The sequence below is a fragment of the Comamonas sp. GW821-FHT11H03 genome, from assembly GCF_058807955.1.
Genome location: NZ_JBXARF010000003.1, coordinates 145342 through 159208, shown reverse-complemented (window position 1 = coordinate 159208; position 13867 = coordinate 145342). Strand labels below are relative to the sequence as shown.

Genomic DNA, 13867 nt, shown 5'->3' with positions numbered 1-13867 from the left:
CATCGTGCCACCCGACGCTTCCTACCACGGTGCAAGCCTTGCTTGTTGCACCGCAATATGGAACTGATTGTGCCTCAGGCCTCGCTCAGGCTTTTGACAGAACGTAGCGACCCGGTGCATCTTCGATGGCGGCATAGGCGCGCGCACGGCCATAGCTCCTGGGAGCCGCCAGCTGCTTGCCTGCATGGCTTCCGAGCCAGGCGCTCCAGTCCGTCCACCAGCTGCCCGGATACTCCGTGGCCTCGGCCAGCCAATCGTTGAATGCCTCAGGAAACTGGCCATCCTCACGCAGCCAGTGGCTGCGCTTGTTCTTGGCCGGAGGATTGATGACGCCGGCGATATGGCCGGAGGCCCCCATCACGAAACGAAGCTCACCACCCAGCACCTGTGAGGAGGCATAGGCTGCACCGACAGGAACGATGTGGTCCTCGCGCGAGCCGTAGATATAGACCGGCATCTTGAGCTGGCTCATGTCGATCTTCTCGCCGCACACGGTCAGCACGCCGGGCTTGATCAGATTGTTTTCGAGGTAGAGATTGCGCAGATACCAGGCATAGAACGGGCCGGGCAGATTGGTCGAGTCACTGTTCCAGTAAAGCAAATCGAAGGGCGGCGGCGTCTCGCCCTTGAGGTAGTTGCCCACCACATAGTTCCAGACCAGATCGTTCGGGCGCAGAAAGCTGAAGGTGGATGCCATGTCCTGACCCTTCATCAGCCCGCCTTTGCCCATCTGCATCTCGCGCAGACGCACCATGTTTTCATCGATGAAGATGTCCAGAATGCCGGTATCGCGGAAGTCGATCAGCGTGGTCAGAAGCGTCATGCTGGCCACGGGGAAAGGCTGGGCCGGCGTCTTGACAGCAGCAGCCGTCCTGCTGCTGGACTTGGCTGCCGCAGCGCGGCTGCGTGCAGGCTTGGCGGCTGGTAGCTCTCCGTGCTCGCGGGCGTGGCGTGCGGCCAGCACCGCCATGGCCGTGGAGACCATGGTGCCGCCCACGCAGAAACCCAGCACATTGATCTGCGGCGCCTCGCAGATATCCTGAACCGTACTCACTGCCTTGAGTACGCCATCTTCGATGTAGTCATCCCAGCTCTTGTGACCCAGGCTTTCGTCTGGATTGCGCCAACTGACCACAAAGGTGCGATGTCCCTGGCTGACGGCATAGCGAATGACGGAGTTGTCCGGTTGCAAGTCCAGAATGTAGAACTTGTTGATGCAGGGCGGCACCATCAGAAAAGGCTTCTCGAATACCTTGGCAGTCAGCGGCTTGTATTCGATGAGCTGGAACAGCTCGTTCTCGAAAACCACCGCGCCTTCGGTGGTCGCCACGTTCTTGCCCACGGTGAACAGGCTCTCGTCGGTCATGGAGACATGACCCTGGCGCATGTCGGCCAGCAGATTGGCAATGCCCTGAGCCAGGCTCTCGCCCTTGGTTTCCACGACCTTGTTGAGCGCATCGGCGTTCAGCGCCAGAAAATTGCTGGGCGCCATGGCCGCCACCCATTGCTCGACCGCAAAACGCACGCGATTGCGTGTTTTCTCATCACCCTGCACCGCTTCGGCCATACCGGTCAGCATGCGACTGCCCAGCAGGTAGTTGGCTGCAGCCATCGATGCAACGGGATTGGCGCTCCATTCGGGCTTGGCGAAGCGCTTGTCCTTGGCCAGCAGGTCCTGAACCTGCTTGGCATCCGCCAGCGACTGCACGGACTGCAGGTATTCCTGCTGCAACCCCTGCAGCTTGGGAGCATCGAACTGAACCGTCTGAGCCGAGCCGGCCGCCACCTGGGGCATGGCCGATTGCATAGCCTCCATGATGGAAGCCCAGGGGTTGGGTGCAGCGCCCAGACCCGGAATGGCGCTGAGCCCCATGGGAGCACCGGACTGCATCTGCTGAAGCGTCTGGAGGCTCTTGCCCCACTGCTCCTGCCAGAATTGTTGAATGGATTGGCCAGCCTGGCCCCAGCTCGGGTCAAAATTCATGCTTACATCCTAGTCAAGGCAAGCGACCGGCGATCTCAGGGTCTGGGGACGCTTGCGGAATCTGCAATACGGCTCACACGGCGGCATTGTCACCTATGTGCCAGGCAGTTCCGACAAGAAGCGACTTCATTTCGCCGTTATGAAGCTGTTTTGACACAAAACAACCCGGAGCCAGAATGCTTTCTGGCCCATTACAGAAGCTCCATGTACCTTATTGCCATTGCCTGGATGTACGTTGTCGTGATGATGACGATCGCCGAGGCCGTCAGCCCCGGCGGCACCCTGCTGGGTGCATTTTTCACCTTTGTGCTCTATGGTCTGCTGCCGCTTTCCATCGTGCTCTACATACTGGGCACGCCGGCCAGAAAGCGCCGCCTCAAAGCCCGACAGGAACAGGAAGCACTAGCTGCAAAACAAGCGCCCCCCAGCCCAGGCTCAGGCGTCGCGCCAGATGCTGGCAGCCAGCCGCCCGCTGCCGCCCAGACGGACGGCGTCGCGCCGGTGCGAGAAGAAACGTGATGCATTGCTGACCGTGCACCAGGGCAGACTGCCATCGTTGCCGAAGATTGCAGCAATGCCCAATGCAGCAAGCCGCAGACGTGCCAGCTGCGCCAGATCGGCCAGATATTTGGTGCTGCTGCCCGCTACAGGCACAAAGTGTCGTGCCGCATCGGCGTCATGCGCCATGAAGATATCGCGCACCTCGGAGCCCACCTCAAAGGACTCGGGACCTATGCACGGGCCTAGCCAGGCCTGGGTGCGAGCGGCAATGCGGGACGGCTTCATGTCGGCCGCTGAAAGCGATTGCTGCGCCTGTACTTTGCGGGAAAAAGACTCGAAAAGCATCTCCAGCACACCGCCGGGCAACGGCCCCTCGGACGGCTGTCTGCCGGGCGGCATGCCGGCCAAACCGCGCCAGCCCGCATGGGCCGCGCCCACGACCAGCCCCGAATCATGGGCCAGCAACACGGGCAGACAGTCCGCCACCATGACGGTGCAGACCACGCCAGCATCGTCGGTCACACACGCGTCGAAAGCTGCACCATTGGACTCGAGCACATTGCCGGCATCCAGCTCCAGCACATCCACGCCATGCACCTGCTGCAGGAACGCCGTGCAGGCACCGGGGGTGCGGGCCTGCAGCGCCGCGTTGAACAGTTCACGGTTGCGGCTCACGTGTGCGGGGTTGTCGCTCACATGGTCGCCCAGGTTCATGCTGCCCCAGGGTGCCTGACTGACGCCGCCCTCGCGCGAGGTGCAGATGGCATGCACGCCGGGCAGAGCCGGCCAGTCCGGAACCAGCCAGGAGTCGGGCCAGAGCTCCGGCGGACCCGGCCGATAGGTCTCGCTCATGGCACCCTCTTCACTCTGCATCCGGACAGGCCGAAGGATGGGCCAGTTGAAAGGCAGGCAAGGCGTGGCAGCGCGCTGCCACGTCCATCAGGCGCGGCAGCGCATCGAGACTCACATTGAAGCGCTGGGCGTTGTAGATCTGCGGCACCAAGCAGCATTCGGCCAGCGTGGGGGTGTCGCCCCAGCAAAACGTCGAAGGCGGCAGACCTGAGACCTTGCGTTCGGCATCCAGCAGCGCCAGCTGACGCTCGAAGGCTTCGAGGCCCGAACGTACCCAGTGCGCGTACCAGCCATTCTTGGCCTCGTCGCCGACGCCCATCTGGTGCACCAGGTACTTGAGCACGCGCAGGTTGTTGAGCGGATGGATATCGCAAGCCACCATCTGCGCCAATGCGCGCACATGGGCACGACCCAGTGCATCCCTGGGCAGCAATGGTGTTTCAGCATGGGTCTCATCGAGATATTCGATGATGGCCATGGACTGCGTGAGCCAGTGCCCCTCATCCGTCACCAGTGCGGGCACCAGCGGGTCACCCACATGGGAGGCATAGGCCGCAGCCTTTTGTTCGCCGCGCACAAGATGCACGGGCACGGAGTCGTAGGACAGCCCCTTGAGTTGCAGCGCAATGCGCACACGGTAAGAGGCGGAAGAGCGGAAATAGGTATGCAGCTTCATGATGCGAGCAGCATAGCGCGAGCCGAGCAGACTGGCATTTTCCCTAGGGCCGGAATACGTAAAAGCCGTCATGCGCCATGCCGTCCCCGGGCCTGCATCGTGGCACACTGCTTGCCACATCAACCATTGCTGATTTCAGCGCGTGTTCCTGCCGAGGACTTCATGAGTTACGTGTTCAATCCCCCTGCCGTTGCCAGCCTGCCTGTTGTGGGCCGTGGCGAGCGCTTTCCCATTCACCGCATCTACTGCGTGGGCCGCAACTATGAGGATCACGCCAAGGAAATGGGCTTTACCGGCCGCGAACCGCCGTTTTTCTTCATGAAGCCTGCGGACGCGACCGTGGCAGTGGAAGCTGGCAGCACCACCACAGTGGCCTATCCCACGCTGACCCAGAATCTGCACCATGAGATCGAGCTGGTCGTCGCCATCGGCAAGGCCGGCAAGAACATCAAGGCAGCCGACGCACTGCAGTACATCTACGGCTATGCCGTGGGTCTGGACATGACACGTCGCGACCTGCAAAACGACATGAAGAAGCAAGGCCGCCCCTGGTGTATCGGCAAGGCTTTCGAGCAATCGGCCCCCATTGGCCCCATCACGCCGGCCGATCAGGCGGGAGACATCGTCAACGCCGAGATTTCGCTGCAGGTCAATGGTGACTATCGCCAGCGCAGCCACATCCACAAGCTGATCTGGAATATCGCCGAAACCATTGAGCATCTCTCCAGCGCCTGGGAGCTGCAGCCCGGCGATCTGATCATGACCGGCACCCCAGAGGGTGTGGCCGCAGTGATCAAAGGCGATGTGCTGGAAGGCGCAGTCAGCGGACTTGAATCGATCAAGATCCAGATCGCCTGAAAGTCCTTGGCGCACAGGCAGTTAGCGCCGACCAGGTACTCGGGGAGTCACGCGGCAATCAAGGTGCGACTCCCTTTTTCATAGCTGTTTGCGCATGTTGTACCTGCGCTAGCAGCTTGATTTGCTTATAGTTGCGGAATGATTTTTCGCAGCCCCATCAAGTTCTGCCGCAATTGCGGCACCGCAGTCACCTACCGCGTTCCTGACGATGGGGATACTCGCGAGCGTGCCGTTTGCCCGGCCTGTCACACCATCCACTATGAAAACCCGCTCAATGTGGTTGGCACCCTGCCCGTGACGGACGACGGACGCGTGCTGCTGTGCAAGCGCAATATCGAGCCGCGCCGCGGCAAATGGACGCTGCCTGCAGGCTTCATGGAGCTGGCCGAAACCACCAGCCGCGGGGCCCAGCGCGAAACCGACGAGGAAGCCGGAGCCGACATCGAGCTGGGCAGGCTGTTCAGTCTCATCAACGTGCCCCAGGTGGGACAGGTCCATCTCTTCTATCTGGCCCGCCTCAGAAGCACCCAGTTCTACCCCGGCCCCGAGACCATGGAGGCCCAGTTGTTTACCGAGGCAGACATCCCCTGGGAAGAAATCGCGTTTCGCACCGTCAAGCTCACCCTGGAGCGCTTCTTTGCCGACCGCAGTGCCGGCGTGCTGGAGCAGCCGCAGGTGCACTGCCTAGACCTGATCTGAGCTGCCAGACTGGCTACCCACTTTCTCACATGAATCACCGCACTGTCTTGGGGGGACAGAGGAAGTTGTCCGACGCCAGACTCACTTCTACAGGCCAAAAATTACCAATAAATACAAATTGCGTGTGATCTGACATACCTTCTGCGCAATGCTGTCAAAAGTCGAGCATGAGAGCGGGCATCGCGACGGACTTCTGATCGCCAGCAAGACGGCGTCTGCTGGCTGTTTCGTACCTGTGCGTCTTGTGGATGCCCTCACTCATGCACCTACAGTCTATTTACTGGATGAGGCGTCATGAAGGCATCTTTGAGCCCCGCACTGAAGTCTCAACAATTGCTGCAGCGCGTCTGGGCCTTTGCGCTGCTGGCACTGATTCTGATGCTCAGTGCCAGCTGCAGCCTGTACCTGCTCTCGGCCGTGCGCGCCTTCGTCAACGGTGAAAGCCTCTGGTCCAAGGCCCAGAAGGATGCGATCTACTCGCTGTCCCGCTATGCCGACGAAGGCAATCCAGTGGACTTCGCCCACTACCAGCGGGCGTTGCAGGTGCCGCGTGGCGATGCCGAGGCACGTATTGCCCTCTACGACAAGCCTCTGCGCCTGGACCTGGCGCGCAAAGGCATAGAGCAAGGCCAGAACCACCCCGACGATGTCAGCTCCCTCATCTGGCTGCTGCGCACATTCCGCTACTTCAGCTGGGTGCAGGAGCCCGTTGCGTACTGGAAGATGGGTGACGAATACCTGACCCAGCTCGATACATTGGCCCAGGAAATCCGGCATGGATACGAAGTCGGCAACATCAGCCGCGAAAACATTGCCACCTGGAAGCGCGAGATCGACCTGATCAACCAGGGCGTGACGGCATTAACCAAGGCATTCAGCGACTCTCTGGGCCAGAGCTCGCGCAACATCGTCTGGCTGCTGCTCGCGCTCAACGGTGCCCTGGCCATCGGACTGGTGAGCCTGTGGGTCTGGAACACCTGGCGGCTGATCCTGCTGCGAGAGCAGGTTCAAGACGGCCTGAACAGTGAAAAAGAGCGCGCGGAGACCACGCTCGCAGCGCTCAGCGATGCGGTCATCACCACCAATGCCAAAGGCCTGATCAACTACGTCAACCCCGCCGCCATAGGCCTGCTGGGTCTGCAAAAGCACAGCTATCTGGACAAGCCCATCAAGCAGGTGCTGCAGTTCTACACCATGGACGCCTCCATCACCAGCGAGGGCCTGCTCGCCCAGCTGGTCAGCGAAACCAAGGAAAGCACCGTCGTGCGTGATGAACAAACGCACTGGGTGCGCCGCACCGACCACAGCATCGTGCCGGTCAAGGTACTGGGCTCTGCCATGCAGCGTGAGGGTGAGACATCGGGCGCCGTCTTCGTGCTGCGCGACGTATCGCGCGAGCAGCAATACATGGATCAGATCTCCTGGAACGCGCGCCACGACACGCTGACAGGGCTGGAAAACCGCGGCGAGTTCGAGCGCAGACTGCAGAAAATGCTGACCCAGGGCCTGCATCAGGTCAAGCCCTATGCCCTGCTCTACATCGACCTGGACCAGTTCAAGCTCATCAACGAAACCAGTGGCCATGCCGCCGGTGATGAAGTGCTGTGCGAAGTCTCCCGCATGCTGCAAGCCAATCTACGCGAAACCGATTGCCTGGCACGCATGGGCGGCGACGAGTTTGCCGTGCTGCTGGAGAACTGCCCTCCTTCCAACGTCGCGAGCATTGCCGAGAAGCTGCGACTGGCAGCCCAGCAACTGCAAACCACCTGGGGAGAGAAGATATTGCGCACCGGTTTTTCGATCGGTGCCGTGCATGTTCCCGGTGATGCGGTCAATGCCTCCGATCTGCTGCGCATGGTCGATATGGCCTGCTATCAGGCCAAGGAACGCGGACGCAACAAGGTCTTTTTCTACAAGGCCGAGGACGGAATCTACAGCCGCTATGTCAGCGAGATGGAATGGGCCACACGCATTCGCAGCGCACTGGACGAAGAGCGCTTTTGCCTCTATGCCCAGAGCATTGCACCGCTGCAGGCCCGCAAGAACAGCCGCCACAGGGGCATGCACTTCGAAGTCCTGCTGCGCCTGCGCGATGAAAATGGCCAGATCCTGGCCCCGGGAAATTTCATACCCGCCGCCGAGCGCTACGGTCTGATGCCATCGCTTGACCGCTGGGTGATCTCCCGGGCCCTGCAGACACTGGCGCAGCAGCCTGGACACGCCAAGCTGGTGGAAACCTGCGCCATCAATCTCTCCGGTCCCAGCCTGGACGACGACGGCCTGCTGGAATTTGTGAAGGAGCAGTTGCAGCAGCACGCCATTGCGCCGCAAAAGCTCTGTTTCGAGATCACCGAAACCAGCGCCATTGGCAATCTCAGCAATGCCACACGGCTGATTCAGTCGCTGCGCGCCCTGGGTTGCCGTTTTGCCCTGGACGACTTCGGCGTCGGCATGTCGTCGCTGACCTATCTGAAGCAGTTGCCCGTCGACTATCTCAAGATCGACGGCGGCTTTGTGCGCGACATGCTCAAGGACAAGGGAGACCATGCCATGGTGGAGATGATCAATCGCATCGGTCAGACCCTGGGCAAGAAGACCATTGCAGAGTTTGTCGAGAGCCGCGAGATCGCCGAGGAACTCATGACCATGGGCGTGGACTATGTCCAAGGCTACGCCATCGCCCGCCCCAAACCCATGACGACCGAATACTTTGCTCCCACGCAGGAAAACCAGTTGCCGCAGTGGTGCGCCTCACTGGCCATGGGCTGAAAAGCTCGCATATCCACACAAAAAACGACGCATCAAGCGTCGTTTTTTTGACTGCAATCAGGCTGATGCCATCAACGGGACTTGCGCGAACCCTGGCCCGCTGGCTTGGCGGGTCTCGCCGCAGTCTTGAAGCCGGGCTTGGCCTTGCCAGTCACACCCGCGCGCGGCGGCAGGCCGGTATGCTGGGTCAGCAGCTTGCCCGGTTGCGGCTGGCTGCTGCGAAAGCGCACATCGCCCTTGGGCTCCAGGCTCGCCTCTTCGCTGCGGCGTCGCACGGCCACGGCCTTGCCATCCTTGTTGGTGGTGTAGCCGATGCCGCCACCCGCCTTTGACGAGGTGCTGTTTTTCTTGCGGGCACTCTGATAGCTACCGTCGACCAGAGGCTGGAAGGTCGGGATCAGGTGCTGCTTGCCGTTGCCGATCAGATCGGCGCGTCCCATGGTTTTGAGCGCCTCGCGCAGCAGCGGCCAATTGTTCGGGTCGTGATAGCGCAGGAAAGCCTTGTGCAGACGGCGGCGCTTTTCACCGCGCACGATATCTACGCGCTCTTCGGCCTCGTCCCGCATCTGACGGCGCACCTTGGTCAGCGTGTTGCGACCGCTGTGGTACATGGCCGTGGCCGTGGCCATGGGGCTCGGGTAGAAGGTCTGCACCTGATCGGCACGGAAGCCGTTCTTCTTGAGCCAGATGGCCAGATTCATCATGTCTTCATCGCTGGTGCCGGGGTGGGCGGCAATGAAGTAGGGAATCAGAAACTGCTTCTTGCCGGCTTCCTCGCTGAACTTCTCGAACAGCTGCTTGAACTTGTCATAGCTGCCGATGCCCGGCTTCATCATCTTGGTCAGCGGGCCTTGCTCGGTATGCTCGGGGGCGATCTTGAGATAGCCGCCCACATGGTGCTGGACCAGCTCCTTGACATACTCGGGCGACTTGACGGCCAGGTCGTAGCGCAGGCCGGAGCCGATCAGAATCTTCTTGATGCCTGGCAGCTTGCGCGCGCGGCGGTAGATCTTGATCAGCGGCCCGTGGTCGGTGTGCAGGTTCTGGCAGATGCCGGGGAAGACACAGCTGGGCTTGCGGCAGGCCGCTTCGATCTGCGGACTCTTGCAGCCCAGGCGGTACATATTGGCCGTGGGTCCGCCCAGGTCGGAGATGGTGCCGGTAAAGCCCTTGACCTTGTCGCGGATCTCTTCGAGCTCCTGGATGATGGAATCTTCCGAGCGGCTCTGGATGATGCGGCCCTCGTGCTCGGTGATGGAGCAGAAGGTGCAGCCGCCGAAGCAGCCGCGCATGATGTTCACCGAGGTGCGAATCATCTCCCAGGCAGGAATCTTGGTGGCTCCCTCATGGCTGCCGCTTTCGTCGGCATAGGCAGGGTGCGGGCTGCGCGCGTACGGCAGGCCGAAGACCCAGTCCATCTCGGCCGTTGTAAGAGGAATGGGCGGCGGATTCATCCACACATCGCGGGCCGTGGTCCCCTCTCCGTGAGCCTGCACCAGCGCGCGCGCGTTGCCGGGGTTGGTTTCCAGGTGCAGCACGCGATTGGCGTGCGCGTACAGAATCGGATCGCTCTTGACCTCTTCGTAGCTGGGCAGGCGCAGCACGGTGCGATCGCGCGCAGGCAGCTTGGACTTGCTGCGCAGCGAGAGATTGGGCACGAACTGGATGGGCTGGGCCGCAATCGGCTGTACCGATGCCACGGATTTGGCATCATTTGCACCGCTGCCACAGGCCGCAGCTGTGCTGTCAGCGCCTGATTTCGCAGCATCTTCCTTGGAGCAGCTCTGGCCCTGGGCCTCGGCCTGCTCGCTGGTCGTCATATAGGGGTTGATATGGGGCTCGACCTCGCCGGGCTCGTCCACCGTGGTGGAGTCGACCTCGAACCAGCCCTCCTCCGAAGCACGGCGAAAGAACGAAGTGCCGCGCACATCGGTGATCTGCTCCACCGGCTCGCGCGCCGCGATGCGGTGGGCCACCTCGACCAGGGCGCGCTCGGCATTGCCGTAGAGCAGGATGTCGCACTTGCTGTCCACCACGATGGAGCGGCGCACCTTGTCGCTCCAGTAGTCGTAGTGGGCAATGCGACGCAGCGAGCCCTCGATGCCGCCCAGCACGATCGGCACATCCTTGTAGGCCTCGCGGCAGCGCTGGCAGTAGACGATGGCCGCGCGATCGGGGCGCTTGCCGGCCACATCACCGGGGGTATAGGCGTCGTCACTGCGAATCTTGCGATCAGCCGTGTAACGGTTGATCATCGAGTCCATGTTGCCAGCCGTCACGCCCCAAAACAGATTGGGCTTGCCCAGGGCCTTGAAGGCCTCGGCGCTGGTCCAGTCGGGCTGGGCGATGATGCCCACGCGAAAGCCTTGCGCCTCCAGCACCCGGCCGATGACCGCCATGCCGAAGCTGGGGTGATCGACATAGGCGTCGCCCGTGACCAGAATGATGTCGCAGCTGTCCCAGCCGAGCTGATCCATCTCCGCACGGCTCATGGGCAGGAACGGCGCCGGGCCGAAGCGCTTGGCCCAGTACGGCTTGTAGCTGGTCAGCGGTTTGGCATCGCGATGGAAAAAGGAGACATCAACCGGGGCGTTCATGTGGATGGGCTTTATATGGCCTCATGGCCTATGCGGAGAAAGAACCGGCCAGTGTACTTTTCCGCCCTCAGCCTTGCACGTGCAAGGTCTTGCGAAAACATGGCTGGAACTCTGAAACTCATAGCACCTAGCGCATTCCACAAAAGGAATTCAACATCAAACATGTCTTAAACCTATTATGGGCAAGCGCTAGATACTCATTTCTTCATAGCACCAGAATCCAGATAACGCGCCGACTCAGTCTTTCTCCTGCCTCGTCACAGCGCCGGTGGCAGGGTCCAGCCTGAGCTTCATGACCGTCTGATCGGCGCGCAGCATCTTGACCTTGTAGCTGGTCTTGCCCCAGTCCGAATCCAGCTGGGCCTCCAGCGGCTTGCCGGGCAAGGCGGCAATAGCTGCATCGACGGCCTGCACCAGCGTGATCCGGGCATCGGCCAGGCGCTTGACATGCTTGCCCTCGGCCCGGCCCTTGTTCTCCTCCACCGCTGCATCGCCCGTGCTGGCATTCACGCGCAGCTTGATTTCCTCATTCACGGGTGAGATCAGGGTGACCGAGTAATAAGGCGCAGCGCCCTTCTTGCCCTCTTCCAGCTCGACATCGATCGCTTTTCCGGGAGCTACGGCCTGGGCTTTTTCGACGGCCTGACTCAAGCCGATCTGCACGGCACCTGTCAAGGCCAGCCATTCGGCAGCCGACTTGGCCAGGGCCGAAGTCGCACTCAATCCACTCAGGCTCAGGGCTGCAGATAGCAGCAAGGTGCTGGGATGCAATCTCATGGACCAATCCTCCTACAGTGGCAATGGCTCCAGTCTGCCTCGAATCCGTGGCGCGGCCTTGTCGGATATCAAGCCATATCGACTTGCAGAAAATCTATCTCAAACTATTGATAGGCAAAGATTATCCGCTATGAAATCCGTGAATCAGCGCACAGAAAACCCGCCAGAACCAGGTCCGGGCGGGCCGGGATGACTGCCACGGACAGGCCTTTTGCTTACAGATCTTGCTGGGCCGCCGCAATCATTTCGCCAAACTGGCGGGCATCACCGAGCTGATTGGCGGCCAGCAGCGCCAGCTTGACCAGCAGCAGCTCGGACTTTTCCGCGCCCACGGCATCAATGGCGCCAGCCAGCAGGTCGTACACGGTCTCCAGACCTGCGATATCAAGAGTGGTTTGCGTCATTTGAATCTCTCCTCAGGCGGGCAAGGCTGCTTTGAATGCGGCTTGCAAACGATTGGCGTCCAGCGCCATCCAGCGCGCACAGACATGCTGATCGGGGCGCAGCAGGTAGGCAGCGCCATCGGCCATCACGCCATAGCGGGCGCGGCAGCGGCCTTCGCTGTCATCAAGCACCAGATCGGCACCTTCGATAGCGCTTGCAGCGTGGCTGCTGACGGCGACCAGGCGCACAGCAACGCCGCGAGCTCTGACGCCGGCCACGACCGCCTGCAGTTGGGCAGCAATCGCCTTGCCGCTCGTGAAATACAGCAGATCGAAGCCACCGCCCAGATGGTCGAGCAGATAGCTGTCCGGCGCAAAGCGCACGTTCAGAGGCGGCGCGCCATGGCCGGGGCCGGCCTTGAACAGCAGATTGTCGTCGCCCATGCTGTTGAGCGGCGAGTTGCCATACTCATGCGGGCGCGAGGTGCGCCAGTGGTAGAGCGGGCCGACAAAGGACTGGCTCAGCGACAGGGACAGCACGGCGTCGCGCAGCAGCCTGAAGCCTCTGCTGGGCGGTGCCATGAAACGCGTGCTCTTGCCGGCCTCCTCCACAATCTCGCGGGCCGCGCCCACGCGCTCGCTGCTGTAGCTTTGCAGCAGCGCGGCGCTGGCCGCGCCCTTGGCAACGAGTGCCAGACGCCAGCCCAGGCCCTGAGCATCCTGAAAACCGGTGTTGGCGCCGCGCACGCCGAAGATGGGCAACATATGGGCGGCATCGCCCGCAAAGATCACGCGGCCATGCACATACTCGGGCAGGGTCAGCGCACGGGCCGAGTAGACGGAGCTCCAGTCCATCTCCCAGGGCGTGCCGCCAAAGCCGATCATCTCCAACTGCGCATCGATGCGCGCCTTCAGCGACTCGGGCCTGAGCGCATCCTCGGGGTCTTCGCCGGCAGGCAGCTGGTAGTCCACGCGCCAGATGCCATGCGGCTCGCGGTGCATGAGGATGGTGTTGCCCGGGTTCCATGCGGGATCGAAGAATGCGAGACGCTCGGTGGGCAAAGGCAAGTCGATGCGGATGTCCGCAATGACGAAGCGGCCTTCGTAGGAAGCGCCTTCCATCAGCAGATTCATGCCGGTGCGAATCCCCGAGCGCGCGCCGTCGCAGGCCACCAGCCAGTCGGCCCGCAACTCGTAGCTGCCTTCAGGGGTGTCCACCTCCAACCATGCCTGCTCGCCCTTTTGCTCGACCTTGTTCACGCGGTTGCCCCAACGCAGCTCGATCAGCGGGTTGGCCTGCACTGCATCGACCAGGTATTCCTCCAGGTACTGCTGCTGCAGATTGATCATGGGAAAGAAGCGGTCATCGTCGGCACGCGCGTTTTCCATGCGAAACACACGCTGGCCGCGGTAGATGCTGTTGCCGTAGCACCAGGGCAGTCCGGTCTCCGTCACACGCTGGGCCACGCCCACTTGCTGCAGGATTTCCATGGAGCGGCGCGTGAACACAATGGCGCGGCTTCCTTCGGACACCTGCAGCTCGGACTCGAGCACCACGCAGCGCTGGCCGTGGCGGGCAATCTCCAGCGCCGTGGTCAGACCCACGGGGCCAGTGCCGACGATGACGATGGGGTGGTTTTGCTCGCCCGGATGCCGGGAGGCAAGCCAGGGCTGGTGCACCTGGTACTGGTAGTAGATGGAGCGGCGTGGCTCGGCATAGGGCTGATGCATGTTCTTGTCTCCTGGGGGGCGCTGTGTGGTCAAACCGGTG

General features: G+C 61.6%; 11 protein-coding genes. 4 read left to right on the top strand and 7 right to left on the bottom strand.

The features are described from left to right. Window positions 1-85: 85 nt before the first annotated feature. Entirely contained in the window at window positions 86-1984 is a 1899-nt protein-coding gene (locus tag AC1RTQ_RS09080) for a PHA/PHB synthase family protein (RefSeq protein WP_492875086.1), read from the bottom strand. Between the two features lie 204 nt (window positions 1985-2188). Between AC1RTQ_RS09080 and AC1RTQ_RS09075 the strand changes: the two genes are divergently transcribed. Then, a complete protein-coding gene (locus AC1RTQ_RS09075) occupies window positions 2189-2503 on the top strand; it encodes a hypothetical protein (RefSeq protein ID WP_302090540.1) in 315 nt (104 codons plus the stop codon). Here AC1RTQ_RS09075 and AC1RTQ_RS09070 read toward each other — a convergent pair. Beyond that, window positions 2420-3337, bottom strand: coding sequence for a purine nucleoside phosphorylase YfiH/LACC1 family protein (locus AC1RTQ_RS09070; protein WP_492875085.1), 918 nt, complete (start codon window positions 3335-3337; stop codon window positions 2420-2422). The two genes, AC1RTQ_RS09075 and AC1RTQ_RS09070, sit on opposite strands and share 84 nt — an antisense overlap. Before the next feature lie 10 nt (window positions 3338-3347). Beyond that, the gene (gene maiA / locus AC1RTQ_RS09065) at window positions 3348-4013 is read right to left on the bottom strand and encodes a maleylacetoacetate isomerase (protein ID WP_492875463.1); all 666 of its coding nucleotides are present in this window, start codon (window positions 4011-4013) and stop codon (window positions 3348-3350) included. A 162-nt stretch (window positions 4014-4175) separates the two neighbouring features. On the opposite strand from maiA, the gene AC1RTQ_RS09060 reads away from it, so the two are divergent. The 3 genes from AC1RTQ_RS09060 to AC1RTQ_RS09050 all read left to right on the top strand — a co-directional run bounded on the left by AC1RTQ_RS09060 (window position 4176) and on the right by AC1RTQ_RS09050 (window position 8339). After that, window positions 4176-4871, top strand: a complete 696-nt coding sequence (locus AC1RTQ_RS09060; protein ID WP_492875084.1) for a fumarylacetoacetate hydrolase family protein — start codon at window positions 4176-4178, stop codon at window positions 4869-4871. Between the two features lie 138 nt (window positions 4872-5009). After that, a complete protein-coding gene (locus AC1RTQ_RS09055; RefSeq protein ID WP_492875083.1) occupies window positions 5010-5570 on the top strand; it encodes an NUDIX hydrolase in 561 nt (186 codons plus the stop codon). Window positions 5571-5864: 294 nt separating this feature from the next. After that, window positions 5865-8339, top strand: a complete 2475-nt coding sequence (locus tag AC1RTQ_RS09050; protein WP_492875082.1) for a putative bifunctional diguanylate cyclase/phosphodiesterase — start codon at window positions 5865-5867, stop codon at window positions 8337-8339. Between the two features lie 71 nt (window positions 8340-8410). Here the strand turns inward: AC1RTQ_RS09050 and AC1RTQ_RS09045 are convergent, their stop codons facing one another. From AC1RTQ_RS09045 to AC1RTQ_RS09030, 4 genes are all read right to left on the bottom strand, one after another. After that, a complete protein-coding gene (locus tag AC1RTQ_RS09045; protein ID WP_492875081.1) occupies window positions 8411-10936 on the bottom strand; it encodes a YgiQ family radical SAM protein in 2526 nt (841 codons plus the stop codon). Window positions 10937-11173: 237 nt separating this feature from the next. Beyond that, entirely contained in the window at window positions 11174-11713 is a 540-nt protein-coding gene (locus tag AC1RTQ_RS09040) for a PepSY domain-containing protein (protein WP_492875080.1), read from the bottom strand. A gap of 215 nt (window positions 11714-11928) precedes the next feature. Continuing rightward, window positions 11929-12117, bottom strand: coding sequence for a DUF2783 domain-containing protein (locus tag AC1RTQ_RS09035; protein WP_034366832.1), 189 nt, complete (start codon window positions 12115-12117; stop codon window positions 11929-11931). A gap of 12 nt (window positions 12118-12129) precedes the next feature. Continuing rightward, a complete protein-coding gene (locus AC1RTQ_RS09030) occupies window positions 12130-13827 on the bottom strand; it encodes an FAD-dependent monooxygenase (protein WP_492875079.1) in 1698 nt (565 codons plus the stop codon). Window positions 13828-13867 lie beyond the last annotated feature (40 nt).

Bases quoted from the DNA above. Each gene is read 5' to 3' on its own strand.
- AC1RTQ_RS09080 (WP_492875086.1), bottom strand. From the start codon at position 1,984: ATGAATTTTGACCCGAGCTGGGGCCAGGCTGGCCAATCCATTCAACAA.
- AC1RTQ_RS09075 (WP_302090540.1), top strand. From the start codon at position 2,189: ATGTACCTTATTGCCATTGCCTGGATGTACGTTGTCGTGATGATGACG.
- AC1RTQ_RS09070 (WP_492875085.1), bottom strand. From the start codon at position 3,337: ATGAGCGAGACCTATCGGCCGGGTCCGCCGGAGCTCTGGCCCGACTCC.
- maiA (WP_492875463.1), bottom strand. From the start codon at position 4,013: ATGAAGCTGCATACCTATTTCCGCTCTTCCGCCTCTTACCGTGTGCGC.
- AC1RTQ_RS09060 (WP_492875084.1), top strand. From the start codon at position 4,176: ATGAGTTACGTGTTCAATCCCCCTGCCGTTGCCAGCCTGCCTGTTGTG.
- AC1RTQ_RS09055 (WP_492875083.1), top strand. From the start codon at position 5,010: ATGATTTTTCGCAGCCCCATCAAGTTCTGCCGCAATTGCGGCACCGCA.
- AC1RTQ_RS09050 (WP_492875082.1), top strand. From the start codon at position 5,865: ATGAAGGCATCTTTGAGCCCCGCACTGAAGTCTCAACAATTGCTGCAG.
- AC1RTQ_RS09045 (WP_492875081.1), bottom strand. From the start codon at position 10,936: ATGAACGCCCCGGTTGATGTCTCCTTTTTCCATCGCGATGCCAAACCG.
- AC1RTQ_RS09040 (WP_492875080.1), bottom strand. From the start codon at position 11,713: ATGAGATTGCATCCCAGCACCTTGCTGCTATCTGCAGCCCTGAGCCTG.
- AC1RTQ_RS09035 (WP_034366832.1), bottom strand. From the start codon at position 12,117: ATGACGCAAACCACTCTTGATATCGCAGGTCTGGAGACCGTGTACGAC.
- AC1RTQ_RS09030 (WP_492875079.1), bottom strand. From the start codon at position 13,827: ATGCATCAGCCCTATGCCGAGCCACGCCGCTCCATCTACTACCAGTAC.